We start from the raw sequence: 23,993 nt of genomic DNA on the forward strand, positions 1-23,993 counted from the left end.
GACGCTTCACTGTAAAAGGAGAGTGTAGTATGAAGATTATGGCACTATTAGGGAGTACTCGTGAAAATGGAAACTCAGAGTACCTGACAAAAAGAATGCTTGAAGGTACGGACCATACGATAGTTTCTCTTGCAGATAAACATATAAATTCGATTGTCGATGAGAGACATTCAGAAGGAGGGTTCTCACCAGTAGAGGATGACTATGACGAGTTACTTGAACTACTGTTAGCCCATGATGTTCTCGTTTTCTCAACACCTCTATATTGGTATGGAATGAGCGGTCCAATGAAGAATTTCTTTGATCGCTGGTCGCAATATTTACGTGATGAACAATTAAATTTAAAAGAAGAGCTAGCAAAGAAAAAAGCTTATGTGATCGTTACGGGCGGAAGCAGTGCGAAAATTAAAGGACTTCCTCTTATTCAGCAATTTAGCTATATCTTTGAGTTCGTGAACATGGAGTTCGTCGATTACGTCATCGGTAGCGGTGTGAAGCCGGGGGAAGTAAAGGAAGATCAGTTAGCACTGGATAAGATAGCGAAGTGGAGAAGTGAGTTTCAGATTTGATGTATTGAGAGTATGGAAAAGGACGAGATCAATGAGATCTCGTCCTTTTCAGTGCCTTCTATTGTCCGTTTTGAAACTGCTGATCGAGTTCCCTTAATTTATCGTAGGACTCTACTAGGTCATCAGGAACCAATTTCCGCCCAAAATCCCAGGCATTTCGTTCGATTTCAGCAAGAAACTTTTGCTGCTCCTCTTCTTCCTCGTACATTAAAATCCTAAGATCGTGTCTATGCTTCTTGAAATCCAAGTAGTAACCGATCTCATGGTATAGAAGAATTTTTGCGATGTTTTCTTCGGTTTCTTTCAGTTTGAAGTTTACTTTGGCTTGATAGCCGTTCAATTGTAAATAGTTAAACTTAATTGTATTCGTCGATACGTTATAGCTCATAGGAGCGTTTAATTCGTTATTAAATTCATAGTTGATTGGTAATTGGTGAAATGCCAATGTGTCTTTAACCAATTCTTCAATATCCCATATATATAGCATGTTTTTAATCACTACCTTTTTGTAAAGCTTTTCTCATTAATGACTTATTTTAAACCATCCACCGCAATACTACCACTATTTTTTTTAGTTGAAACAGTGTGGATTAAAAAAAGAGACATTTCAACTGAAATGCCCCTTTGTAACGTTATAGAAAGACAAAGTAAAGAATGAACAAAGCACCGAGTGTATACATGATCGGATGCACCTGCTTCCATTCTTTTTTAGCGATCATCGCAAATGGATAAAGAATGAAACCGAGGGCGATCCCTGTTGCCACGCTAAACGTGAGTGGCATCATAATAATCGTTACAAAAGCAGGGATCACTACTTCTAATCTGCTCCAATCAATCTGCTTCACTTCTGTTGCCATAAGCGCACCAACGATAATTAAGGCTGGGGCTGTTACTTCAGGTGTTATCACGCCAAGAATGGGTGAGAAGAAGAGAGCAATGAAGAAGCAAATGGAAATAACGACAGATGTGAATCCAGTTCGGCCACCAACGGCAACGCCAGCGGATGATTCTACGAATGAGGCAGTCGTTGATGTACCGAAGATCGCTCCAACAACTCCAGATGTAGAATCAGCAAGTAGCGCTCGGCCTGCATTCGGAATTTCATTGTTTTTCATAAGTCCGGCCTGACTTGCTACGGCAATAAGAGCACCCGCCGTGTCGAAGAAAGCAACGAATAAGAATGTGAAAATAACAGCTAGAATTTCAGGCGAGAAAATATCTCCTAAATGTTGAAAGACAACCCCAAAAGTTGGTTCAAGGCTTGGCACCTGTCCAACAATCGAGCCTGGTACTTGCACAAGACCAATGATCATTCCAATAATCGTGGTTATGACAATACCATAGAAGATGCCACCTCGAATGCCGCGTATCAACATCATTAAAGTAATAACAAAGCCAAAAGCAGCTAATGCCGTCGTTGGATTTGTAAGCTGTCCGATCGAAATAAACGTTTCTTCGTTTCCAACGACGATTCCTGCATTTTTAAGTCCAACAAAAGCGATAAAGAAACCAATTCCTGCAGCAATGGCGTGCTTTAAGTCTTTTGGTATGACGTTAATAATTTTCTCTCGTATTTTAAGTAAGCTAAGAATCATAAAGATAATACCGGCTATAAAGACGCCTGTGAGTGCAATTTCCCAATCAATTCCCATCCCAATAACAACGGAGAAGGTGAAGAAAGAGTTTAATCCCATACTTGGGGCAATGCCGACAGGGAAGTTTGCGAGTAGGCCAATAAGTAAGGACCCAACGATTGCAGATAGAGCAGTTGCTGTGAAGAGTGCGCCTTTATCAATGCCTGCTTCACTTAGGATTATGGGGTTAACAACTAATATATATGCCATGGAAAGAAACGTTGTAACCCCAGCTAACGTTTCTTTTCGGTAATTCGTTTCCCGTTCAGCGAACTGGAAGAAGTTTTTCATGATGGACCCTCCTGATCAATAAAAAAAACTCTGGCCAGCAACCAGAGTCAAATCACAAGGAATATGAATGTATTCATAATTCCTTGTAGACAAGCCATTTTCGGTAGCTGGTAGAAACGTTCAGGCCGTATTCCTGAACTTATACAAGGTTTATTTAGATGAAATTTATAACGAGAATCATAACAATGAAAAAAAGGAGGGTCAATCATTTTAACGAATGTTCCAGTATTCAATGTTTTCACACTTGTATTACAAATGTGTTAATGATTAGCAAAATGTTAAAAATTATGTAATTTGTAAGAATATGAATCAGACAAGGTTTTTTTGTGGTAATGTAATAAAAAGACAAATTATAAGGGAGAGCGCTATGTTGCTACAAAGCCTTGAAGATGAAATTCATACGCTGCGAATGGTGCTTTATGATCTAGGACAAGAAGCTGACGATTACTCAAGCGGGAAAATACTTCTCTTAAGTAAACGATTAGATGAGAAAATAGTGAAGTATCAAAAGCTGAAAAAATACACACGCAACCATTAAGCTTACATCATATAACAAAAAAACAAGCTACCTCTCGATGAGGTAGCTTGTTTTTTGTTTACTTATTACTTATTCATGTAGCGGTCCACTTCCCACTGACTTACGTTAAGGGAGTATTCGATCCACTCTTTTTGTTTCTCTTCAATATATACTTTTGAAGTATGATCTCCTAATGCTTCCATAACTACTTTATCTTCACGAAGTGACTTGATTGCTTCTTTCAAGTTAGTTGGAAGTGTTGGAACGTCATCTGTGCTTACTTCATACAGGTTACGCGTTTCTGGTGCGCCAGCATCAAGATCATGACGAATACCTTCAAGTCCAGCGTGGATAACAGCAGCTAGCGTTAGGTAAGGGTTAGCTGTTGGATCTGGGTTACGAATTTCAAAACGAGTACCCATGCCACGAGTTGTTGGTACGCGAATCATACAGCTTCGGTTAGAGTGAGACCATGCCACACTTACTGGTGCTTCATAACCAGGAACGAGACGCTTGTATGAGTTAATGTTCGGGTTAGTAATGGCAGCAAGTCCATTTGCATGTGAAAGAATACCAGCCATAAATTGCTTCATTGTTTTAGAAATGCCCTCTGGATCGTTCTCATCATAAAATGCGCTTTCGCCTTCAGTAAAGAGGGAAAGGTGACAATGCATACCAGAACCGTTCTCACCTGCGATTGGCTTAGGCATGAAAGTAGCGTGATAATCGTGACTTGTCGCAACGTCTTTTACAACGTTTTTGAAGGTCTGGATGTTATCAGCTGCTTTAATGACGCTATCGAAACGGAAGTTGATTTCATGCTGTCCCTGAGCTACTTCGTGGTGGGAAGCTTCCATTTCAAAACCGAATTTCTTAAGTGTACGAACGATGTCACGACGTACCTGGTCACCTTTATCTTTTGGTGAAGCATCGAAATAACCTGCGCGGTCATTCATCTTACGAATTGGATAACCGTCTTTATCTAGCTTGAAAAGGAAGAATTCTGGTTCAGGGCCAACGTTTACTGTATAACCCATATCTTCAGCTTCCTTCATCGCTCTTTTCAAAATGTAGCGTGGATCCCCTTCGAAAGGTTCGCCGTCTGGCGTATGAATATCACAGATAAAGCGAGCGATACAATCCTGATCAACAGCGTCCGGTAGGACTTTGAATGTTTCAAGGTCAGGGAAGAGATACATATCACTTTCCTGAATATCAGAAAAACCTGCAATGGAAGAGCTGTCAAACATTGCTTCATTATTCATAACGCTTTCCAATTCTTCAATTGGAAGTTCAACGTTTTTTGTTTCACCAAGCATGTCCGTAAATTCAAGACGAATAAATTCGACTTTCTTTTCTTTTGCTTCCTTCATGATGTCCTGTTGAATACTATTCTTTGTTAGTGTCATGGATTAAATAACCTCACCTTTAATTTTTTTGTTAGTGTCCATTCTAATGATATTTACAGATAATTGTGTTTTTATGTAAGGATTCCTAACATAAAAGTTAAAACACAACAATTTATTTGAATATGTCAGTAATAATAACCTTAGATAAGAGGGGATAAACCACTTTTTTTCTCACTAAATTTTCATAAAGAACTAGAAAGCGCATACAAAACCTTCTATGTAGCTATTTTGAAGCAATAAAATTGTTTGTTGATATCTAGACACCTGTAATGAGAAGTGTTATCATTCTAAATGATAATGAATCTCAATATCACCAAAAAGGGAGAGGTACATATAATGAAAGCTACAAAAAAGAGGGTTACTTTTATCTTGATGCTTGCGCTCGTTCTTATATTAGCAGCGTGTGGGAACGAGAATGAGAAAAGCGAATCAAGTGAAGGTGAGAAAACAAATGAGATGAAAACTTTTACTTTGCCTGACGGGCAAGAGTTCGATATTCCGGCTAATCCTGAACGAATTGTTGCAACCGATTACGTTGGCTACTTCCTGGCGCTTGGGATTACTCCAATAGGAGCTCCAGATCAATTTGTTCTTGATAATCCTTATTTTACAGAAGAACAAATTGCGGATATTGAAGATATTGGTACGCCGCCATCTGTTGAGAAAGTAACGTCGCTTGATCCGGATTTGATCGTTGTGACGGACCAAGAACAATACGATCTCCTATCTAAAATTGCCCCAACTGTCCTAGTTCCATTCGGAGCTTATGAGTCACTAGATGAAGAAGTAACGGCTATGGGAGAAATCGCTGGTAAAGAAGATGCAGCGAAAGAGTGGATTGAACAGTTTGATGAAAAGGCAGCCGCAGCGCGTGAAGAACTAGACGGGGTGATTGGGGAAGACGAGACGGTTGGCATATACGAAGTACAAACAAAAGATTTCTATGTCTTTGGAGATAACTTTGGTCGTGGTGGTCAGGTCATCTACGATGCTCTTGAGTTAAAAGCACCTGAGAAGATTCAGAAAGAAGTGATTGAAGGAGACAACTGGAAACAGATTTCGCTAGAAGTATTGCCTGAATATGCAGCCGATCACATGTTTTATACCGAGTATGCCGCTGAGGATAATCAAGATGTACTAAAGGAAACGAAGGAAAGTGCTCTCTGGCAGAACCTTGATGCTGTGAAGAATGGTCACCTTTATGAAATGAACTTTGAAGAAATGTATTACTATGATCCAATTGCAGTAGAAGGTCAGCTAGATCAAATCGTGAAAACATTCAAAGAAAACAATGAATAATGAAGAAATCCTGGTGCCTGGCACCGGGGTTCTTTACTACATAAAGCAAGGAGTTATCACATGTCAAAGAAAGTTGAGCCGACGGCAAATAAAATAGAAGATCAGCTAGCTGTTCAATCTCGACCTGTCACGGCAATGCTTATTCTAGTTGCCGGAAGTGCGGCCCTCATTCTGAGTCTTGGACTATCAATCGCGCTTGGAGCAGCAGATATAAAGTTAATGACAGTCTGGCAGGCGATTTTTCAATTTGATCCAACCTCAACAGAACATTCGATCATTCGCGAATTTCGAATGCCGCGTTCAGTTGCTGACATATTAATTGGAGCAAGTTTTGCTGTTGCTGGCGCCATCATGCAAGGGGTAACGCGAAATCCTCTTGCTGACTCAGGGTTACTAGGTTTAAATGCAGGAGCAACATTGATGATTGCGCTTAGCTTTGCCTTTTTTCCGGGTTTATCTTATAACAATTTGATGCTGTTTTCCTTTATTGGTGCTGGTATTGGGGCTGGACTAGTGTTTGGTATCGGTTCCTTATCAAGAAATGGTCTCTCGCCTGTCCGGCTTGTGCTTGCAGGGGCTGCTGTGAGTGCTCTCTTTACTGCAGTGAGTGAAGGAGTCGCTATTCATTTTCAGCTATCCCAGGATCTTGCCTTCTGGTTTGCCGGAGGAACGGCTGGTTTGAAGTGGCCACAAATTCAGATTCTATTGCCGTGGATCATTGTAGCTCTCATTGTAGCGCTATTTCTTTCCAAATCGATTTCGTTACTTAGTCTTGGAGAAGATGTTGCTGTAGGTCTTGGTCAGCGTACAAAATTAATAAAAGCTCTAGCAGCAATTGTTGTACTAGTGTTAGCAGGTGCTGCCGTGTCAGCTGTAGGTCCAATAGGGTTCGTAGGACTAGTAATACCACATATAGCAAGGTTTCTTGTTGGTGTTGATTATCGCTGGATTGTCCCATGCTCAGCCGTTCTTGGAGGACTTTTGATGATTGTTGCCGATATGGGAGCAAGAATGGTTAATGCACCATATGAAACGCCAATCGGAGCGATATTTGCTCTTATCGGTGTTCCTTTCTTCCTCTTTGTAGCGAGACGCGAAGGGAGGGAACTATAGTGGATTTAGATTCTTTATTTGACGTCCAGCGGAAACGTAATCGGCGTCGGTATTTCATTATGGCGATTTTTCTTATATTGATCGTTATCACCTTTTTAATTAGCTTGAATACTGGATTAACGAAATTAAGTCCTCTTGAAGTATTGAACACGTTAGTTGGAAATGGAACAGAGCAACAATCGTTGATTCTATTTGAATTTCGCTTACCCAGAATTGTGATTGCTGTTCTCGTCGGTGCTGGTCTTGCCATTTCAGGCTGTATCCTTCAAGGAATCTCTCGTAATGCCCTTGCAGATCCGGGGATCCTTGGAATCAATAGCGGAGCAGCCTTAATGGTCGTGATTTTCATTTCTTTCTTCCCAAAAACAACGGATGCACCCATTCTACTCATGCCGTTTCTTGCATTAATTGGTGGATGTGCAACGGCCATCATCATTTATGCCCTTTCTTATAGTAAAAGAGAAGGGTTGATGCCCCAGCGGTTAATTCTAAATGGAATTGCCATCGCCGCGGGTATTGGTGCCCTTATTACAATCTTAACGCTGCGAATGGATCCATTCGATTACCAATTCATTGCCATTTGGCTTGCCGGTAAGATCTGGGGAACGACGTGGGTTCATGTTCTGACGTTACTGCCGTGGATTATCATTTTATTTACGTTCATATTCTATAAAGCGAGGACGCTAGATGGATTAACTTTTGGTGAGAAGCTTGCGACCGGAATGGGTGTGAAAGTAGAGAAAGAGCGTTTCTTGCTCCTAGGTGCTTCTGTTGCACTTGCATCTGCTTGCGTCTCAGTTAGTGGCGGAATTGGTTTCGTTGGTCTTGTTGGCCCACATCTTGCTCGACAATTAGTCGGAAATGATCACCGATTCCTATTGCCGTTGTCGGCTCTTGCTGGTGGACTTGTTCTTTTAGTAGCTGATACGATTGGTCGAACGATTCTCGCACCATCTGAAATTCATGCCGGTATTATGGTTGCGATTATAGGAGCTCCATACTTTTTATATTTACTTGCTAGAGCAAAAGCTTAGGAGGCGAACGATGTGAAGAATGAAATATATGACGTGACGATCATTGGCGGAGGGCCTATTGGCTTATTTACAGCTTTTTATAGCGGTATGCGCGAGCTTAAGACGAAAGTCATTGAATACCTTCCGCAAGTTGGTGGGAAAGTGACCTACTTCTATCCAGAGAAAATTCTACGAGACATTGGAGCGATTCCTGGCGTCTCCGGAGCTGATTTGATTAAGCAGCTTGAAGAACAGGCGAGCACATTTGATCCAACAATGGTGTTTGGGGAACGAGTAGACGATCTTGAGCGAGAAGAGGACGGAACCTATATTTTAACGAGTCATAATGGAGAAAAGCATTACACTCGGACCGTTATTTTAGCTATTGGACATGGGACGCTTGGGGTGAAAAAGCTTCCAGTTGATGGCGCAGAGCATTTTGAAGGGAAGAACCTTTATTATGCAGTGGATCGTGTGGAAAGCTTCAGAGGTAAGCACGTTCTGATTTCTGGAGGAGGCGATTCGGCGATCGATTGGGCGAATCGGCTTGAACCAATTGCAGATAAAGTAACGATCGTTCATCGCAGAGAGGCTTTTACTGGTCATGAAAGTAGTATTACAGAGATGAATAATTCGGAAACGCACATCAAATGTTCGTGCTATGTATCTGACGTGATTGGTAAGGAGCGTATTGATAAGGTTGTTCTTACTCATGTCGACACAGGTGAAAAAGAAGTAGTTGAAATCGATGCCCTCCTTGTTAATCATGGATTTAATCTCGACTTAGGCGGCATCCAAAACTGGGGAATGACGATGAACGAAGGAAAAGTCGTTACGGATGCAAAAATGGAAACGAGTATACCAGGTGTTTTCGCAGTAGGGGATATCGTCACATATCCCCATCGTTTAACGCTCATAGCAGGTGGTCTTGCGGAAGGACCTAAAGCGTTAAATAGTGCAAAAGCCTTTCTTGATCCTGAGGCAGAAGCCATGGCGATGTATTCTACGCATCATAAGGATTTTGTAGAAGTATAAGCGAAAGGAGTGAGTGTGGTGATTCAAACAGAAGATCTTAAGATCGGTTATCAGGAAAACATCATTGTAGATCAGCTGAATTTATCCATACCTGAAGGAGAGATTACGGCTCTTGTTGGAGCGAATGGATCAGGAAAGTCGACCATTCTCAAAACGCTATCTCGATTAATGAAGCCAAAAAGTGGAACGGTTTACCTTGATGGACGTGCTATTCATGAGCAGAAAACGCGGGACCTTGCGAAGGAGTTAGCGATCCTTCCTCAAAACCCCACGGCTCCAGAAGGGCTAACAGTTCTAGAACTTGTCACATACGGGCGCTTTCCACATCAGAAAGGACTAAAAGCTCTTACGTTAGAAGATAAAGAAAAAATTGCCTGGGCGATTGAAATGACTGGAATTGGAGAGTTTGCCAACCGCCCGATTGACCAGCTTTCTGGTGGCCAGCGCCAGCGCGCCTGGATTGCGATGGCGCTCGCTCAGGATACGAAAATTCTTTTTCTAGATGAGCCAACCACTTTTCTTGATATGGCCCATCAGCTTGAAGTGCTTGAACTTCTTCAAAAGTTAAATATTCAAGAAAACCGGACGATAGTCATGGTCGTTCATGATCTAAATCATGCCAGCCGCTACGCTGGTCATATGGTGGCGATCAAAAAAGGGAAAGTGAAGAAAACGGGCACTCCGCTTGAAGTGATGAAATCTGATGTATTAGAAGATGTGTTTGGTGTTCGAAGTGATATCATTTACGATCCTCGTTCTGGCCAGCCGCTATGTTTGCCTTATGGATTATGTAACGAACTAAGTTATGCTGCTGTGAATGAATGAGCCTGTCCTATTATGGGGCAGGTTTTTTTGATGAGAGACGGAAGGTTTTTCTGATAAGAAGGATCAGTTTCTTGTCTGGCGAATGCCTATAGTCATGGAGTTGGGCTGGGGAATACTTTTGTTTCATTATCCATTATTTTTATTCACCGGAGGGATATTCTTGATTAAAGAAATGAAAACGAAGGAACAGTGGCTTGATGCCTATCAGATTATGAAGGAGCTTAGGTCGCATTTGGATGAGAAAGAGTATCTCGCTTTAGTGGAAGAAGCTCAACGTAAGGATATGTACCGACTTTTTGCTCTTTATGATGGAAATGAAATCGTCGCGGTGACGGGATTCAAGCCGATGATTACACTTTACTACGGACGATTCGTTTGGGTATGTGATCTTGTCACTAGTGAACAACACCGTTCGAAAGGGCACGGTGAAAAGCTGCTATCTTTTGTTGAAGAGTGGGCAATTGAAAATGGATATGGGGCGGTGGCTCTTTCTTCAGGCGTTGCTAAAAAGGAGGCTCATCGCTTTTATCAAGAAAAGATGGCGTATGATCAGGTAAGCTATGTGTTTAAAAAGGTATTGAAGTCGTAAAGTCAGATCTTAGTAGATTTGTTTCACCGAATGCTATACTTGGTTAGAAGACAAATGAAGGATGTGGCGAAGGCGTGAGAAGACTAGGAAAAACAAATTATGAGATTTCTCCGATCGGTCTCGGAACGTGGCAATTTAGTCAAGGGAGCGGCTTAATTGGAAGCTACTTCTCTACGATTTCAGAAGCCGATATGGACGCGATTGTGAAGATGAGCTTAGACGGCGGGATTAACTGGTTCGATACAGCGGAAGCTTACGGAAAGGGAAAGTCAGAAGAAGCCCTGGCTGGAGCGTTAAATCGTCTTGGAATAAAAGAAGAAGAAGCGCTAATTGCGACAAAGTGGTGGCCGCTCTTGCGTACAGCAGGATCGATTACAGGAACAATTCAAAAACGAAAAGACGCATTAAAGGGGCGGCGTATTGACCTTCATCAAGTGCATCAACCGTTTTCCTTTTCTTCGCCAGAAAAGGAGATGAAACAAATGGCCTCGCTCGTTAAAGAGGGTCATATTGGCGCTGTTGGTGTCAGTAACTTTAATCGCGATAAAATGGATCGTGCAATTCAAGAGTTGAACCGTCACGGGGCAAGCCTTACTTCCAACCAAATGAAGTATAGCTTACTCGATAGAAGAATTGAAACGAACGGTGTACTCGATCTTGCGAAGCAAAACGGTGTGACGATCATTGCCTATTCTCCACTTGAACAGGGAATCTTAACTGGAAAGTTCCATGATAATCCCGACTTAGCGGCAAACCTTTCAGGACCGAGAAAGCATATGTCCCAGTTTAAACCACAGGGATTAGCTAGAACGCTGCCACTTATTAATGTGTTAAAAGAGATTGGGAATGCTTATGGAATTGGAGCAGGCCAGGTGGCGTTAAACTGGCTCGTTCATTTCCATGGGGACACGGTTGTAGCGATCCCAGGCGCTTCGAAATTAAAGCATGCAGAAGATAATGTGAAAGTGCTAGGATTTAAGCTTACACAAGATGAGATGAAGAAAATTGATGAAGAGTCAAGAAAAGTTGCGAAGATGTAAAAGGAATATGTAAAAGCCGCACTCAAAGTTGGGTGCGGCTTTTAGTCGATTAAATTTTTTCGACTAATTCAAATCCGATATAATCCAGAGCGGATTCAAGATTTTGCACGGTTTTAAAACGAGGAAGCTGTTCATTCGCTACTTCTTGTTGGGCGATTGAAGGTGTAACTCCTGTAATGATTGTTTCAATTCCCATCAGTTGTATAGATTGAAAGAGATCGCCAAGAATTGTTGGGAAATACCCATCTACAATTTTTAAGCCTGATAAATCAACGATAAAATAATCAATTTGGTTACTTGCCCCATATTGAAGGACTTGTTTAATAATGTTCTCCGCTCTTCTCTCATCAATCACCCCTTGCAAGGTTAATATAGAGATTCCTTTTGTGATTGGAACAATAGGTACGCTTAAGAAATCCATATTATACTTCGTTTGATCAAGTTCAATCATGTACGAAAGAATTTCAGCCATTGATTTTAAATAAGTAATATCCTCTTCATTGAATACCTTCTCTTCTTTATCCATCACGCAAAGCGTGCCAAAAATCTTTCCGTTCGTATCTGTTAGTGAAACACCGAGAAATCCTTTTACCTTTAGTTGTGAAGTTACTTCTAGCTGTCTCGTGAATTCATCATGTGCTAAGTTAGCTGTATGCATGACGCTTTTTTCATTATTAATAATCAACCGACAGTATGTACCACTATACTCCACAGCGTATCCTTCAGGAATGATTTCTTCCTTTTCATTGTAAGAGCTTACAACGGTCATTGCATTGTTACCGCGTTTGGTTACATAAGCGGTATTTACGTTTAAACGGTCACTTATCAATTTAAATAATCGTTTGGATGCGGTTTTAAGTGAATAAAACTCTGTAGAGTCTAAATTGTATTCATTCTGCATGGAAAGTTACTCTCCTTATAACGATTATCTGAGTCGTCGAGTGTCCCTTACATTCTATAATAGAGGTGGGGAGAGGATCAAATTGTTGGAACTTTTCAGTAATCAAAACGTATGACTAGTAACGAAGGGAGAGAGTGTATATGAAAGAGCGACCTCGAATAAAAATTGAAAAGTCATTTGTTCAGAAGGGGTTTGATGTTGCAGCCATTACCTTTCTTCTTCTAAGTATTGTCTACATTTCACTCGAGTGGGGTAGCATACCGAATCAAGTTCCAATCCATTTTAATGCTTCTGGTATAGCGGATAATTGGGGACCAAAGGGTACTATTATTTTGTTGCCAACGATGGGAGCTTTTCTCTGGGGAGGTCTCACGATCCTTGAGCGCTTTCCTCATAAGTACAATTACATTGTGAAAATTACAGATGGCAATGCAGCTCTACAATACAGAAGTGCAGTTGTGCTCATGCGCTTTTTGAAAAATACGATTGCGCTATTCTTTTCCTATGTGACGGTAGAAAGTGTACAAATGGCAAAGGGGATCGAGGAAGGTTTGTCTGGATGGGTGATGCCTCTCTTTCTTACGATGATTTTTGGTGCGATTATTCTCTATATTGTGCATTCTATTAAGTGGAGATAGAGAATAAAAGGAAATACTTCGAATGATGAACAGTAAAGCGCATACAGGGGAAAATCGTGAACAATTTGATGATTTTTCATTAGAATTCCAAAAAAAATCTGCAGAAATTGAGCTTCCGTGTATGGTATAGTGGAGGAGAAGTTTAAACTAAATACATATGTAAATGTTTCATACACAGTTGTATTGTGAATGGACCATTCGTGGGATAAACGAAAGATAAAGGAGCTACGCTATGCTACGCCATGAAGAAGATGTGAAAGTGTTCGCTTTGAACTCAAATCCGGAGTTGGCTCAAGAAATTGTAGAGACACTTGGGGTTAAAGTTGGAAATTGTTCCGTCAAACGCTTTAGTGACGGTGAAATCCACATGAACGTTGAGGAAAGCATCCGTGGTTGCGATACATACCTTGTACAATCCATCGCAGGCTCAGGAAACGATTATTTGATGGAGCTCTTAATTATGATTGATGCATTAAAACGAGCATCAGCCAAAACCATTAATGTTGTGCTACCGTATTATGGATATGCAAGACAGGATCGAAAGACAGGACCTAGACAGCCGATCACAGCAAAATTGATTGCGAACATGCTAGAACGTTCGGGCGCAACGCGCGTGTTAACCATTGATTTGCATGCCAATCAAATTGAAGGATTTTTCAATATCCCAGTTGACCAAGTTTCTGGTATTCCGATCCTTGCTGAATATTTTGAGAACAAGAATTTAGAAAATGTTGTTGTTGTGGCACCAGACAATAGCAGTGCGCTTCGTGCACGTAAATTAGGGTCAATGCTAGATGCGCCAATCGCTTTGATTGATCGCCGTTCTTATGACACGGGAGAACCATCCACTGTGAATGTTATTGGTGATGTTCAAGGGAAAACAGCGATTATTATTGATGATATGATTGATACTGGTAGAAACGTTACGTTTACTTCACGTATCCTTGAAGAAAACGGTGTGAAGGACGTCTACGCGACATTTACCCACGCTGTTCTTTCTGGTCACGCAACGGAAGAAATTGCTGAATCGAACATTAAAGAAGTGGTTGTAACGAATACCATCTCTCTTCCAGATTCAGAAGATCTTGATAAAATTAAAGTCCTATCGATTGCTCCGCTACTTGCTGAAGCGATTCGAATCGTTCAGGAAAAGCTTTCGATTAGTCAAATACGCTAACATGATGAAGGGAACTGATGACTCAGTTCTCTTTTTTTATGGAAATGTTAATGAATGTTGTTGATTTTGGTCATCAGAGAGCTGAAAGGTGAGTGAAACTATAATTTCACTCGAATGAGCCAAAATCGAGGGATCAACAATATAAGCTAACATAGCTATTTTGTTGCGGCACTTCGAATTAGGGGTAACTCAGGATTGGGAGTCACTCCCGTCATCGACTTGTATTAAACTTGCCTGAATGATGTAACGATCTGGTGCGGAGCCGAGATAATCAAACGGATAGCACGTGGTGAGTGTGAGAGTGGGGGAATTCTTATCCACAATAACGCTACGATCATGCTCGTCTGTAATCCATGTTTTGCGGATTTGATATTCATATGTTGTATCGTCTAATGTGAGGTAAAGACGATCACCTTTTTTTAGTTGATCAAGGCCATCAAAAACGGTATCGCGGTGTCCTGCAAGTGCAGTGTGGCCTGCTTGACTTGGTAAAGTTGTGAAATCTGTGTTATACATACCAACTCCCTGTTTCAACGTTTGTTCATCGGTTCCCCAATAGATCGGGTAGAGATATCCTAATTGAGGGATTGTTAATTCACCGATTTTTTCCCCTGTTTTCGCATGAAATGCTTCACTTGATGGAGTAGCATCACTTGTCTGAATCACTTCTCGATTAACTGTCTTTTGATAATCAGTTTTCTCCCAATTCCTTGAAATGGCCTGGGCTTTTTCAGGTTGAAAGGTTGCGACACTCTTCTGACTCCACCATTCATATCCGCTCCAGCCGGTTACAATCATGCCGATTAAAATGAGTAGAATACTGAGCTTCTTTACCAACAGTAATCACCTTCTTTAGAAATCGAGATAGGCGTTCGCCTATCTCGATGGGATGGTATGTGTATTAAGAGTGGACGCGTCTTTTTAAAAGTAGAAGAGAGCCGAATGCTGCGATGGCAAGGCCAAGCAACATATAAACAGGATAGCTAGTCGCTGTATCGGCCATTTCAGCGCCTTCGCTGTCAGCTGCTTCTGAGCTTTCTTCGCTTGTCATCTCTTCATCGGAAGATTCGCCGCCTGATGTAGCTTCTTCATCAGATGAAGTAGAGCCGCTATAGGAATGAGTTTCACAAGCTTCACCATCATTGTCACGGTCAAGGTCGCTTGGGTCCGCATCAGGGTCGTTGCTTTCATAATAATTTTGCGCTTCTTCTTGAGAAGAGAAATCATCGCAATTCTTATCATCAGCCGCATACCCTACGTTCGTAAATCCAAATACCAATAAGAAAGTTGCTAACAAAGAAACGAGCTTTTTCATGTTCTTCCTCCCCGGATTAAGTATTTTTTTGCCATCCCTTGTTATATGGTAACAGCTTCCAGTTGTTAGGTCATGTAATATGTCAGAATAAATAGAATAAAGAGAATATTTTACTATGGTTAGAAAATGAGTTTCAGTAAAGAGGGAATACCTGGGAAATTTAATTCTTCCAGTGATTAAGTGATCTATGCTGATATTTTTTCCGTTAGCTTTGTATAAAGAGAAACTTCTCTAGGCAGGGAAGTTAGGTGGAAAAGGAGATGGATCGAGTGAAGAGACTATCACTTACTATAGGGCTTGCCAGTTTGTTAGCGCTAGGCGCATGTTCAGGAACGGGGGATGATGCCACCAATTCTGGTGAAGAGGTGAGCGATTCTAGTATGAACAGTGAAGAGACTGGTAGTATGTCGAAGAATGAGGAGGCTGAATCTTCAGAAGAAGAACAAATGAATGAGTCTTCCTTTAAGGTTATGATCTCTGAAGAGAAGACAGATGAGCACGAAGGTCATGGTGCACACGTTAGCATCTCTCTTGAGAATGATGAGATGAATCCAGGTGTTCTGAAGACAACAATTACTGAAGAGGAAGAGCTCCTTACAGAAGCTAATGTGCGTTTTGAATACTGGAAAGAAGGAGAGGAAAAGCATACCTACACAGAAACAGAAGAGAACGGTGAAGGTATGTATGAAGGAATGATAGAAATCTCCGAGCCAGGAACGTACAAGCTGAAAGTTCATGTTGAGAAGGGGGAAGAGCTTCATACACATAAACCTTATGTGCTTGAAGTCACGGAGAAATAAGCGTGAAAAGGAAAAGGCGCAGTGGAGTAAATCCACTGCGCTTTTTTCGACATTTATTGAGTTTATTCGGGCGGTGACAGGCACCATTATCCCTTCAATACTTGATCTATAGCGTAAGCAACGCCGTGCTCGGTGTAATCTTTTGTGACCCAGTTTGCGGCTTCTTTGACGCGGTCTTGAGCGTTACCCATTGCGACTCCAAAGCCAGCTTCGCGGATCATCGCAATGTCATTCATGCTATCGCCAACGGCCATGACGTTCTCCATGGAAAGGTCAAGCCAGTCGCAAACTTTCATGAGTGCTGCAGCTTTATTAACGCCAGATGGATTGATTTCAAGGTTTGTTGGGCTTGAATTCGTCACTTCAAACGCCTCATTCGCTGTTACTTCATCTGTAATGATTTTGCGAATATCATCGTCTTTAATATCAAAGCCGAATTTCAACCATGTGTAGTCATTGATTTCTCGGTCAAACGGCTTTTGCGTATTAAAGACGCCTTCTGTTGTAGATGACCAGAAATACACATCATGCTTTACTTTTAGTTCCCACAAACGTTCAACAAGTTCATAATCCAGGTGAGAGCTATCAACTAGGTTTAGTTCTTTATCAAAAATCTGTCCGCCGTTTACTGTAACTAAGTAAGCGGAGTGTCCAAGTTGTTCTGCGATATCACGGCAGAAAGGCAGTGAGCGTCCCGTGCTTAACACGACGTGAATGCCTTTCTCTTTCGCGCGCTGAACAGCCGCTTCATTTTCTTCTGACACGTCTCCGTCATGATTGACAAGAGTGCCGTCCATATCTAATGCAATTAGTTTGATTTCTTTTTCCATCTCTACCACTCCTATTTTTCGCTTCTTCTATTCTAATACAAATTCAATAGAATCTGTAGTAATCTTACTCTATCCAAAACCTTCAAGTGATTTTCAATGAAAAATTAGTCAAGAGTTTTAGGATAAGGTAGAGGTTTCAAGTATTTAACACTAACAGAGGCTATAGCTAAACTAAAACATTAACCTTATTAAAAAATCTTTGTATAAATTTCATGTGGAATTCCCTTGCATATTTTTATGGTACATCATAGTTCAATACAAAAAATACTAGTTTTCTGAACTGAAGCAACAACAATATAAGTTACTATAGCCTAAAAATATAAAATGAATTCTCCAAAACAATAAAGGAGTAACTATTAAGATTTAACTGAAGTATTCTTTTTGAATAATTTCCCAGTAGAATCACCCTCCACCAGAGTTGCAGGTAACAATGTTTCCTCGTAGGGTTCACTTTTATTCTCTGTTCTCCAAAATAATCTTTCGACCGCTTTTCGTCCAAATAGTCGAAGGTCAATATCCATAGAAGTAATTCTTGGTGTTGAAAGGCGGGAAAGCTGTCCGTTATCGAAACTACAAACGGAAGCATCTTCAGGTATGTGTACGCCATTTCTTTGTAGACCAGAGTTAACAAGGTATCCGAGGCCGTCATTCACACAAAACCACGCAGTAGGTTGGACAGGTACTTGGCTTATAAAACTGTTTATGACAGCTTCTTCTTCAAGAGCATCTTTAAACATAAATTCCTCTCGAGGTTGCACTCCGTAGTCCCTCAAAGCTAATAAATATCCCTCAAGACGTTCCTGATAACTGGGTGAAAAGCCTATGTTTCCAACGTAAGCGATATCCCTATGTCCAAGTTCTAACAAATGTTGAACCGCAGTGTAAGCTCCGAATCGATTGTTTGTCAAAATGGCATCAGCTTGTATTTTGGGATGGTGGTGGTCAATTAGTACTGTCGGAATCCCCGTGGCTAGTACTTTATTAATATAAGCACTATTTAAATGTGAAAGGATAATTATACCATCCACTGATTTTTCTTCAATAAAAGAAGGTAATTTCAATTTCTCATTAGCCTGCTTGTTTATAGATTGAAGCAAAAGGTTTTTATTCCGTTTTTGGACTTCTTCCTCTACTGAAAGAAATATATCTCCAAAAAAGCTTTTCATCGAGAAAGCAAAATCAGATGCGATCAAGCCGATATTACCGGTTCTATGGTGGTCAATTTGCCTGAATGTTGTTTTAGGAGTATATCGGTAGCCAAGTTCATCAGCTACTTTCAAAACTTGCTTTCTGGTTTCTTCACTGACTCCAGGTTTTCCGGTCAGCGCTTGCGAGACAGAGTTTTTTGTAATGGTTAATCGATCGGCAATGTCTTGCATCGTGACTCTTTTTCCCATTATCCATGCAACCTTTCCGTTATAGAATACTTATTTATTTTGTAACGTTACAAAATAAATATACATCATCTGTACAATTTAAGCAAAAAGTATAATGTTGTAAAGGTTTACAGAGTGTTTAAATAGTTTGATTTTTAAGTTGACATCCAATAGAAAGGATGTATAATAAGTTGTAACGTTAATTACAAAGTGGAATTACAATGAATTACAAAAAGTTATCCTAGCTTTGATTTCTATCTTCTCGCTTCTTTAATCATACAATAATTTGAGGTGAGGCGCTTCCTATTTAGGCTGGAAGTCATTTTTTAACAATTTATGAAAGGGTTTTCAAGGTTTAGGGATGATAACTTAATCCAAGCAAATTGAAGAAGATAATTACTCGGGGGAGACTAAAAAATATGAATGTAAAGCGCTTTAAAGAAAATCCACTGATAACACCAGAGGATGTTAAACCATTTCACGACAACCACGAAGTTATCGGGGTGTTTAATGCAGGAGTGGCAGAGTTTGATGGTGAAACACTACTGTTACTTCGCGTAGCAGAACAGCCAATCAGCGAGCATCCGGAAGTAGTAAAAGCTCCGGTCATTGATTTTACAAACGGTACAGGTAAATTAAGAATTGTTGATCTTGACAAAAGTAACCCTATTTATGATTTCTCGGATCCTAGATCCATTAATTTTATTTCTGACGGTCGTGGAGCATATCTTACGTCATTATCGTATATCCGCCTTGCTCGGAGCAAAGATGGTCGCCATTTCACAGTTGATGACACTCCATTCATATACCCTGGAACAGAGAGAGAAGCGTGGGGAGTGGAAGATCCAAGGGTGACACATATTGGTGAGACGTACTATATCCAATATAGTGCGGTTTCGCCTGAAGGGATCGGCGTAGGATTAATTTCTACTAAAAACTTTTCAACCTATGAGCGTCATGGACTGATTCTCCATCCTGAAAACAAAGATGTTGCTATTTTCCCTGAGAAAATAAATGGAAAGTACTATACATTACATCGCCCCGTACCTAAGGGGATTGGCCGTCCGGAAATTTGGATAGCAGAGTCGGACAACCTTCTTTATTGGGGCAATCACCAGTATCTTCTCGGCTTAAGTGAAGATGGTTGGGATAATGGGCGAATTGGTGGAGGGGCAGTTCCTTTTAAAACGGAGAAAGGCTGGCTTGAAATTTATCATGCTGCGGATCAAAACAATCGTTATTGTCTCGGAGCTGTCCTCCTTGATCTTGAGAATCCAGCAAGAATATTAGCGAAGACGGAAGTGCCAATTCTGGAACCTGAAGCTGAGTATGAAACAAGTGGATTTTTCGGTAACGTGGTCTTTACTTGTGGAGTAACGTTACGAGGAGATAATGTAAGAGTTTATTATGGAGCTTCCGATACATCGGTGGCTGCAGCAGACCTAAGCCTGGAAGAGATCTTATCAAAATTAACCTATCTGTGAGTTGATGAGGAAGGAGAGCTAACTTGTACACTGTAAAATCATTAGTAGATTCTTATCAAAAAAGTAAGAAGGTAGAAGGGGCAAAGAAATTAACCTTTACTGGTGTTGGCGATCGAGATGTTTATAACATAACTGCTCCTTTTGAAAATAATGGTCAAATGGTGATCGCTGGTCGAGTGGAAGCGAGGGACACTGAACATTCGGAGGTCGTCTTTTTTACTGAAGTGGAACAAGTTTGGACCCCGATTAAAGGATCAAAATCATTTGAGCTTCAAGATCCATTTATTACACATATTGATGATTTACTGGTATTCGGTGGAGTAGAAACCTTTCCTCACCCCGAAAATGAAGACGCTCTCTCATGGAGAACTGCCTTTTACAAAGGCGTTGATTTAAATAGTCTGGAACATTTTACGGTTGGTCCTGATGGAATGAAGGATATCCGGTTGCTTCAATTAGAGGATGGTAGAATTGGAGTGTTTACACGTCCTCAAGGTGATAGAGGTGGGCGTGGCAAGATTGGGTTCACCATAATTAATCATCTTGATGAGCTTCAGGCTGAACTAATTGAAGCTGCACCATTAATTCAAGATCATTTTGCTGAGGATGAGTGGGGAGGAGCAAACGAAATTCATCTTCTTACAAATGGAGACATTGGTGTCCTTGGTCACATTGCATGTTTTGATCAAGAAGGCAATCGACATTATTATCCTATGACATTTCTTTATGAACCTGAAACAAATGAGATTAAGAACATGGAAATCATAGCGACTCGCGATGATTTTCCTGAAGGTCCTGCTAAGAGACCAGATCTCCAGGATATTTTGTTTAGCGGTGGTTTACTTCGTTTTGAAAATGGACAGGCAGACCTTTATGTTGGTGTTAGTGATGCAGAAGCCCATAAGGTAATTCTTCCTGATCCATTTGCAAAATATGAGAGAACAGGTATGACCAAATAAAAGGGGGAAAATAGAATGAAGAAATACTCGATGCGTTTTATCATGATGATGATAATTGTTGCAATAGTAGCATCAGGATGTCAATCAGGTAGTAGTGGTGGAGAAGAAAGCAGCGAGGGAACGGTGTCTTTTAACTTCTGGTCAGCTCCTAACCCATCCCAACAAGCATTCTGGACTGAAATGGCCGATAAGTATATGGAAGAAAATGATGGTGTGAAGATTGAAGTAACGCCTATGCCTGAAAGTCCATCATCTGAAGCTGGTATTCAATCAGCGATTGCAGCTGGAAATGCACCGGCAATTTCTGAAAATATCTCCCGAGGTTTTGCCGCTCAATTAGCAGCAAGTAGTGCTATTGTTCCTTTAAATGAATTCGATGGATATGATGAATTAATTCAAAAACGTGAAATGAAAGAGACGATTTCCACATGGAAATTCTCAGATGATAACCAATATGTGTTACCAATCTACTCTAATGCGATGTTGTTTGGTTGGAGAATTGATGTTCTTAATGAACTCGGATTTGATGAAGCTCCAAAAACGTATAGTGAAGTTATTGAAATCGGTAAGAAACTGAAAGAACAAGATTCTGAGAAGTTTTTGTGGGCAAGAGCTGATTTAGTGAAACCAACGTGGTGGGCAAGATGGTTTGACTTCTTCATGTTATATAACGCGGCATCCGAAGGCAATAAATTTGTAGACGGAAGCGAGTTTATTGCAGATGATGAAGCAGGCGTTGAAACGCTTGGATTCTTAGATAATCTTAGTAAAAATGATTTGCTGTTAACACGTGAAGCAACTGATCCATTTGAAACAGGACAGGCTTTAATGATGGATATTGGACCTTGGACTTTCCCCTATTGGGCAGATAAGTTCCCTGAAATGAAGATGGGCGAAACATTTGAGCTATCGATGCCTCCGGTACCAGACGGTGTTGATCCAGCAAATGCAAAAACATTCGCAGATACAAAAGGAATTTCGATCTATGCATCTGCTACAAAAGAACAGCAGCAAGCTGCATTCGATTTCGTGAATTGGGTGTATAGTGATGCAGAAAATGACATGAAATGGTTTGAAGAAACAAACCTTCCACCTGCACGTGATGACTTATCAACAAATGAAACATTTACATCTTACTTTGAGGAAAATCCTCAATTGATTAAATATGCTGAAAATATCCCGAATGCAGTACCGCCTATTGATAATGAGAAGACAGTTGAAGTTCAAGAGTTAATCGGTAAAGAAGCAGTTAATCCTGTTATTAAAGGAGAGACAGACCCGAAAGAAGCATGGAATAATATGAAAGAGGCTATCAACGGGGTGTTGAAGTAACATGAATAAAAGTAATGCGAGGTTGGGGTGGCTGTTTGCGAGCCCCTACCTCATCTACTCGCTGATCTTCTTTCTGTTTCCGTTAATATGGGCGACGTATCTTGCATTCACGAACTGGAATTTGATTGCACCGGATTATGAGTTTGTTGGTATACAGAATTTCATTCAAGCATTTTTTAGTGAAAGTGTCAGAGCGGCATTCTTTGTCACATATAAATTTTTAGGAATGTTTGTTCCAATTGTTGTAGCAGGGGCGCTGTTTCTTGCGGTTATGATCCATTCTTTACCTAAATTCAAAGGGTTGTTCTCGGTTGCTTTCTTTCTGCCTTATCTTGCATCCGGGGTGGCATCAGCTATTGTCGTAAACGGTATCTTGTCTTATAACAGTCCTTTTAATATTTGGCTAAGAGGCACGTTTGGTCTTGATATAGACTGGTTGGGTTCTTCAATCCTTGCTCCACTCATTATTGCTTTAATGATGGCATGGAAATTTGCGGGTTATTACGCTCTCCTTTTCGTAGCTGGATTGGAAAGTATTCCGAAAGAAATCTATGAAGCTGCTGAAATTGATGGAGCAGTCGGATGGAAGCGTTTCTGGAAAATTACCCTACCGATGTTGTATCCATCTTTTTATACCGTTACGATTCTTGCGGTTGGATTAATGTTCGGTATTTTCACAGAACCGTATGTCTTAACAGGTGGTGGACCAGATTTAGCCACGCATACCTGGCAACTTGAAATCTATAGTCAGGCATTCGAACGTTTAAATGCAGGATTTGGTACTGCTATTGCAGTAATTAACTCAGTTGTAACGTTTGGATCGATCTTAATATTTCGAAAAATTCTAGAGAAATGGGGTGCCAAACATGGTTGGGAATAAACCGTTCAAAACGACAATGCTCTATATTCTTGCTTCGTTTGTTCTAATTGTGATGGTATCTCCTTATCTCTATATGGTGCTCGGTTCATTATCACCATGGGATCAGGTGGATCGAAGGATCATACCGACCGAATTCACTTTGAGATCGTATGAGTGGCTCTTCTTCGGTGGAGAAGGGGTACTCGCAAGACCGTGGCTCAGAGCCCTTTTTAACAGTCTCTTTGTAACGTTATCGTCAACGATTTTAATGATGACAACTGCTATTTTGGTAGGTTACTCACTAGCAAAATTAAAATTTAAAGGCAATCGCTTAATTAATAATGTTATTTTATTTCAGATGTTCTATCCAGCTGTTATTTTGTTAATTCCCCTCTTTTTAATCATAAGGTACTTAGGTTTGTATGATACTTACTGGGCAATGATTCTGCCTAAAGCAGTGAATTTGTGGGCGATATTCATGTATACGAATTTCTTTCGTAGCTTACCAGATGAACTACTTGAAGCGGCAAAAATTGACGGTGCAAGTCAGCTAAAAATCGTCTGGAAAGTCGTTCTACCAATGTCGAAGTCCATTACAACAATCATTTTCTTGTTCCTATTCATGGAAAGATGGGTTGAGTTATTATGGGACATGCTTGTGGTGAATAGCGAAAACATGCTGACGCTAAACGTCTTATTAGCTCAGATGTTCGGTCCTTATGGAGGCTATCCAGGACCTATGTATGCAGCATCTGTGTTATTAACACTTCCGATATTGATTTTATTTATTATCTTTAGTAAGAACTTTAAAGACGGTATGCAGTTTGTGTTGAAGTAAAAACTTAAGTCCCTGATTGGGGGCTTAAGTTTTTTTAGATCGCATCTAATAAATACTTGAGGTGATTGCTCTAATTCATAAAATTATTATGGAATTAAAAACTAATTTCCCAAAACAAGTTTTATCGTTTCTTTTTCGAGGAACTGAAAA

Annotated in this window: 25 protein-coding genes and 1 riboswitch; of the genes, 17 read left to right on the forward strand and 8 right to left on the reverse strand. The window is 40.5% G+C overall.

From position 1 onward, the window contains the following. Positions 1 to 29 precede the first annotated feature (29 nt). A complete protein-coding gene (locus IQ283_RS12910) occupies positions 30 to 569 on the forward strand; it encodes a flavodoxin family protein (protein ID WP_194220552.1) in 540 nt (179 codons plus the stop codon). A gap of 58 nt (positions 570 to 627) precedes the next feature. Here IQ283_RS12910 and IQ283_RS12915 read toward each other — a convergent pair whose 3' ends face one another. Both IQ283_RS12915 and IQ283_RS12920 read right to left on the reverse strand, forming a co-directional pair. After that, a complete protein-coding gene (locus IQ283_RS12915; protein WP_194220553.1) occupies positions 628 to 1,056 on the reverse strand; it encodes a hypothetical protein in 429 nt (142 codons plus the stop codon). Between the two features lie 145 nt (positions 1,057 to 1,201). Further along, on the reverse strand, positions 1,202 to 2,494 hold the full coding sequence (locus IQ283_RS12920) for an NCS2 family permease (protein ID WP_194220554.1): 1,293 nt from the start codon (positions 2,492 to 2,494) through the stop codon (positions 1,202 to 1,204). Between the two features lie 66 nt (positions 2,495 to 2,560). After that, a riboswitch (purine riboswitch) is annotated at positions 2,561 to 2,661 on the reverse strand. Between the two features lie 200 nt (positions 2,662 to 2,861). On the opposite strand from IQ283_RS12920, the gene IQ283_RS12925 reads away from it, so the two are divergent. Then, the gene (locus IQ283_RS12925; protein ID WP_194220555.1) at positions 2,862 to 3,032 is read left to right on the forward strand and encodes an aspartyl-phosphate phosphatase Spo0E family protein; all 171 of its coding nucleotides are present in this window, start codon (positions 2,862 to 2,864) and stop codon (positions 3,030 to 3,032) included. A gap of 65 nt (positions 3,033 to 3,097) precedes the next feature. Here IQ283_RS12925 and glnA read toward each other — a convergent pair whose 3' ends face one another. Then, positions 3,098 to 4,420 carry a type I glutamate--ammonia ligase gene (gene glnA, locus IQ283_RS12930; protein WP_194220556.1) on the reverse strand — a complete coding sequence of 441 codons (1,323 nt, stop codon included), beginning with the start codon at positions 4,418 to 4,420 and terminating at the stop codon, positions 3,098 to 3,100. Positions 4,421 to 4,756: 336 nt separating this feature from the next. Here glnA and IQ283_RS12935 point away from each other — a divergent pair, with 336 nt between their 5' ends. From IQ283_RS12935 to IQ283_RS12965, 7 genes are all read left to right on the forward strand, one after another. Beyond that, on the forward strand, positions 4,757 to 5,719 hold the full coding sequence (locus IQ283_RS12935) for an iron-hydroxamate ABC transporter substrate-binding protein (RefSeq protein WP_194220557.1): 963 nt from the start codon (positions 4,757 to 4,759) through the stop codon (positions 5,717 to 5,719). 60 nt (positions 5,720 to 5,779) lie between these two features. Continuing rightward, positions 5,780 to 6,832, forward strand: coding sequence for a FecCD family ABC transporter permease (locus tag IQ283_RS12940; protein WP_194220558.1), 1,053 nt, complete (start codon positions 5,780 to 5,782; stop codon positions 6,830 to 6,832). Between the two features lie 59 nt (positions 6,833 to 6,891). Further along, the gene (locus tag IQ283_RS12945) at positions 6,892 to 7,866 is read left to right on the forward strand and encodes a FecCD family ABC transporter permease (protein WP_194222220.1); all 975 of its coding nucleotides are present in this window, start codon (positions 6,892 to 6,894) and stop codon (positions 7,864 to 7,866) included. A 12-nt stretch (positions 7,867 to 7,878) separates the two neighbouring features. Continuing rightward, a complete protein-coding gene (locus IQ283_RS12950) occupies positions 7,879 to 8,880 on the forward strand; it encodes an NAD(P)/FAD-dependent oxidoreductase (RefSeq protein WP_194220559.1) in 1,002 nt (333 codons plus the stop codon). Between the two features lie 15 nt (positions 8,881 to 8,895). Beyond that, complete coding sequence (locus IQ283_RS12955; protein ID WP_194220560.1) at positions 8,896 to 9,705, forward strand: ABC transporter ATP-binding protein; 810 nt, start codon at positions 8,896 to 8,898, stop codon at positions 9,703 to 9,705. Between the two features lie 172 nt (positions 9,706 to 9,877). Next, positions 9,878 to 10,294 (forward strand): GNAT family N-acetyltransferase, encoded by a 417-nt coding sequence (locus IQ283_RS12960; RefSeq protein ID WP_242057415.1) that lies wholly within the window; start codon positions 9,878 to 9,880, stop codon positions 10,292 to 10,294. A 74-nt stretch (positions 10,295 to 10,368) separates the two neighbouring features. Continuing rightward, positions 10,369 to 11,334, forward strand: a complete 966-nt coding sequence (locus IQ283_RS12965; RefSeq protein WP_194220561.1) for an aldo/keto reductase — start codon at positions 10,369 to 10,371, stop codon at positions 11,332 to 11,334. Between the two features lie 49 nt (positions 11,335 to 11,383). Here IQ283_RS12965 and IQ283_RS12970 read toward each other — a convergent pair whose 3' ends face one another. Further along, a complete protein-coding gene (locus IQ283_RS12970) occupies positions 11,384 to 12,235 on the reverse strand; it encodes an STAS domain-containing protein (protein ID WP_194220562.1) in 852 nt (283 codons plus the stop codon). 140 nt (positions 12,236 to 12,375) lie between these two features. Here IQ283_RS12970 and IQ283_RS12975 point away from each other — a divergent pair, with 140 nt between their 5' ends. After that, positions 12,376 to 12,873 (forward strand): DUF1648 domain-containing protein, encoded by a 498-nt coding sequence (locus IQ283_RS12975; protein WP_194220563.1) that lies wholly within the window; start codon positions 12,376 to 12,378, stop codon positions 12,871 to 12,873. A gap of 232 nt (positions 12,874 to 13,105) precedes the next feature. Next, complete coding sequence (locus IQ283_RS12980) at positions 13,106 to 14,050, forward strand: ribose-phosphate diphosphokinase (RefSeq protein ID WP_194220564.1); 945 nt, start codon at positions 13,106 to 13,108, stop codon at positions 14,048 to 14,050. A 189-nt stretch (positions 14,051 to 14,239) separates the two neighbouring features. Here IQ283_RS12980 and IQ283_RS12985 read toward each other — a convergent pair whose 3' ends face one another. Together IQ283_RS12985 and IQ283_RS12990 are read right to left on the reverse strand one after the other, a co-directional pair. Further along, complete coding sequence (locus tag IQ283_RS12985; protein WP_194220565.1) at positions 14,240 to 14,887, reverse strand: class D sortase; 648 nt, start codon at positions 14,885 to 14,887, stop codon at positions 14,240 to 14,242. A gap of 64 nt (positions 14,888 to 14,951) precedes the next feature. Next, positions 14,952 to 15,365, reverse strand: a complete 414-nt coding sequence (locus IQ283_RS12990; RefSeq protein ID WP_194220566.1) for an excalibur calcium-binding domain-containing protein — start codon at positions 15,363 to 15,365, stop codon at positions 14,952 to 14,954. A gap of 260 nt (positions 15,366 to 15,625) precedes the next feature. Between IQ283_RS12990 and IQ283_RS12995 the strand changes: the two genes are divergently transcribed. Next, complete coding sequence (locus IQ283_RS12995) at positions 15,626 to 16,165, forward strand: FixH family protein (protein ID WP_194220567.1); 540 nt, start codon at positions 15,626 to 15,628, stop codon at positions 16,163 to 16,165. An 86-nt stretch (positions 16,166 to 16,251) separates the two neighbouring features. Here the strand turns inward: IQ283_RS12995 and IQ283_RS13000 are convergent, their stop codons facing one another. Together IQ283_RS13000 and IQ283_RS13005 are read right to left on the reverse strand one after the other, a co-directional pair. Next, positions 16,252 to 17,010, reverse strand: coding sequence for a Cof-type HAD-IIB family hydrolase (locus IQ283_RS13000; RefSeq protein ID WP_371018191.1), 759 nt, complete (start codon positions 17,008 to 17,010; stop codon positions 16,252 to 16,254). A gap of 341 nt (positions 17,011 to 17,351) precedes the next feature. Then, positions 17,352 to 18,392 carry a substrate-binding domain-containing protein gene (locus IQ283_RS13005; protein WP_194220569.1) on the reverse strand — a complete coding sequence of 347 codons (1,041 nt, stop codon included), beginning with the start codon at positions 18,390 to 18,392 and terminating at the stop codon, positions 17,352 to 17,354. A 398-nt stretch (positions 18,393 to 18,790) separates the two neighbouring features. On the opposite strand from IQ283_RS13005, the gene IQ283_RS13010 reads away from it, so the two are divergent. Genes IQ283_RS13010 through IQ283_RS13030 form a run of 5 tightly spaced genes read left to right on the forward strand, consistent with a single transcriptional unit; the run spans position 18,791 to position 23,843 of the window. Further along, the gene (locus IQ283_RS13010; protein ID WP_194220570.1) at positions 18,791 to 19,855 is read left to right on the forward strand and encodes a BtaManbiosPhlase; all 1,065 of its coding nucleotides are present in this window, start codon (positions 18,791 to 18,793) and stop codon (positions 19,853 to 19,855) included. 23 nt (positions 19,856 to 19,878) lie between these two features. After that, complete coding sequence (locus IQ283_RS13015) at positions 19,879 to 20,814, forward strand: MTP-1 family protein (RefSeq protein ID WP_194220571.1); 936 nt, start codon at positions 19,879 to 19,881, stop codon at positions 20,812 to 20,814. A 15-nt stretch (positions 20,815 to 20,829) separates the two neighbouring features. Further along, positions 20,830 to 22,146 (forward strand): extracellular solute-binding protein, encoded by a 1,317-nt coding sequence (locus IQ283_RS13020; RefSeq protein WP_194220572.1) that lies wholly within the window; start codon positions 20,830 to 20,832, stop codon positions 22,144 to 22,146. Position 22,147: 1 nt separating this feature from the next. Further along, a complete protein-coding gene (locus IQ283_RS13025; protein ID WP_194220573.1) occupies positions 22,148 to 23,026 on the forward strand; it encodes a carbohydrate ABC transporter permease in 879 nt (292 codons plus the stop codon). Next, positions 23,013 to 23,843 (forward strand): carbohydrate ABC transporter permease, encoded by an 831-nt coding sequence (locus tag IQ283_RS13030; RefSeq protein WP_194220574.1) that lies wholly within the window; start codon positions 23,013 to 23,015, stop codon positions 23,841 to 23,843. The genes IQ283_RS13025 and IQ283_RS13030 overlap by 14 nt, the downstream gene beginning before the upstream one ends. Positions 23,844 to 23,993: the final 150 nt, after the last annotated feature.

Origin of the sequence: Pseudalkalibacillus hwajinpoensis (assembly GCF_015234585.1) — a bacterium.
Taxonomy (GTDB): domain Bacteria; phylum Bacillota; class Bacilli; order Bacillales; family Guptibacillaceae; genus Guptibacillus; species Guptibacillus hwajinpoensis_B.

Coding starts and splice junctions, on each gene's coding strand:
- IQ283_RS12970 (WP_194220562.1), bottom strand. CDS start 12,235: ATGCAGAATGAATACAATTTAGACTCTACAGAGTTTTATTCACTTAAA.
- IQ283_RS12920 (WP_194220554.1), bottom strand. CDS start 2,494: ATGAAAAACTTCTTCCAGTTCGCTGAACGGGAAACGAATTACCGAAAA.
- IQ283_RS12910 (WP_194220552.1), top strand. CDS start 30: ATGAAGATTATGGCACTATTAGGGAGTACTCGTGAAAATGGAAACTCA.
- IQ283_RS12980 (WP_194220564.1), top strand. CDS start 13,106: ATGCTACGCCATGAAGAAGATGTGAAAGTGTTCGCTTTGAACTCAAAT.
- IQ283_RS12925 (WP_194220555.1), top strand. CDS start 2,862: ATGTTGCTACAAAGCCTTGAAGATGAAATTCATACGCTGCGAATGGTG.
- IQ283_RS12935 (WP_194220557.1), top strand. CDS start 4,757: ATGAAAGCTACAAAAAAGAGGGTTACTTTTATCTTGATGCTTGCGCTC.
- IQ283_RS13030 (WP_194220574.1), top strand. CDS start 23,013: ATGGTTGGGAATAAACCGTTCAAAACGACAATGCTCTATATTCTTGCT.
- IQ283_RS12945 (WP_194222220.1), top strand. CDS start 6,892: ATGGCGATTTTTCTTATATTGATCGTTATCACCTTTTTAATTAGCTTG.
- IQ283_RS12975 (WP_194220563.1), top strand. CDS start 12,376: ATGAAAGAGCGACCTCGAATAAAAATTGAAAAGTCATTTGTTCAGAAG.
- IQ283_RS12940 (WP_194220558.1), top strand. CDS start 5,780: ATGTCAAAGAAAGTTGAGCCGACGGCAAATAAAATAGAAGATCAGCTA.
- IQ283_RS12960 (WP_242057415.1), top strand. CDS start 9,878: ATGAAAACGAAGGAACAGTGGCTTGATGCCTATCAGATTATGAAGGAG.
- IQ283_RS13010 (WP_194220570.1), top strand. CDS start 18,791: ATGAATGTAAAGCGCTTTAAAGAAAATCCACTGATAACACCAGAGGAT.
- IQ283_RS13020 (WP_194220572.1), top strand. CDS start 20,830: ATGAAGAAATACTCGATGCGTTTTATCATGATGATGATAATTGTTGCA.
- glnA (WP_194220556.1), bottom strand. CDS start 4,420: ATGACACTAACAAAGAATAGTATTCAACAGGACATCATGAAGGAAGCA.
- IQ283_RS12915 (WP_194220553.1), bottom strand. CDS start 1,056: ATGCTATATATATGGGATATTGAAGAATTGGTTAAAGACACATTGGCA.
- IQ283_RS13005 (WP_194220569.1), bottom strand. CDS start 18,392: ATGGGAAAAAGAGTCACGATGCAAGACATTGCCGATCGATTAACCATT.
- IQ283_RS12995 (WP_194220567.1), top strand. CDS start 15,626: ATGGATCGAGTGAAGAGACTATCACTTACTATAGGGCTTGCCAGTTTG.
- IQ283_RS12990 (WP_194220566.1), bottom strand. CDS start 15,365: ATGAAAAAGCTCGTTTCTTTGTTAGCAACTTTCTTATTGGTATTTGGA.
- IQ283_RS13025 (WP_194220573.1), top strand. CDS start 22,148: ATGAATAAAAGTAATGCGAGGTTGGGGTGGCTGTTTGCGAGCCCCTAC.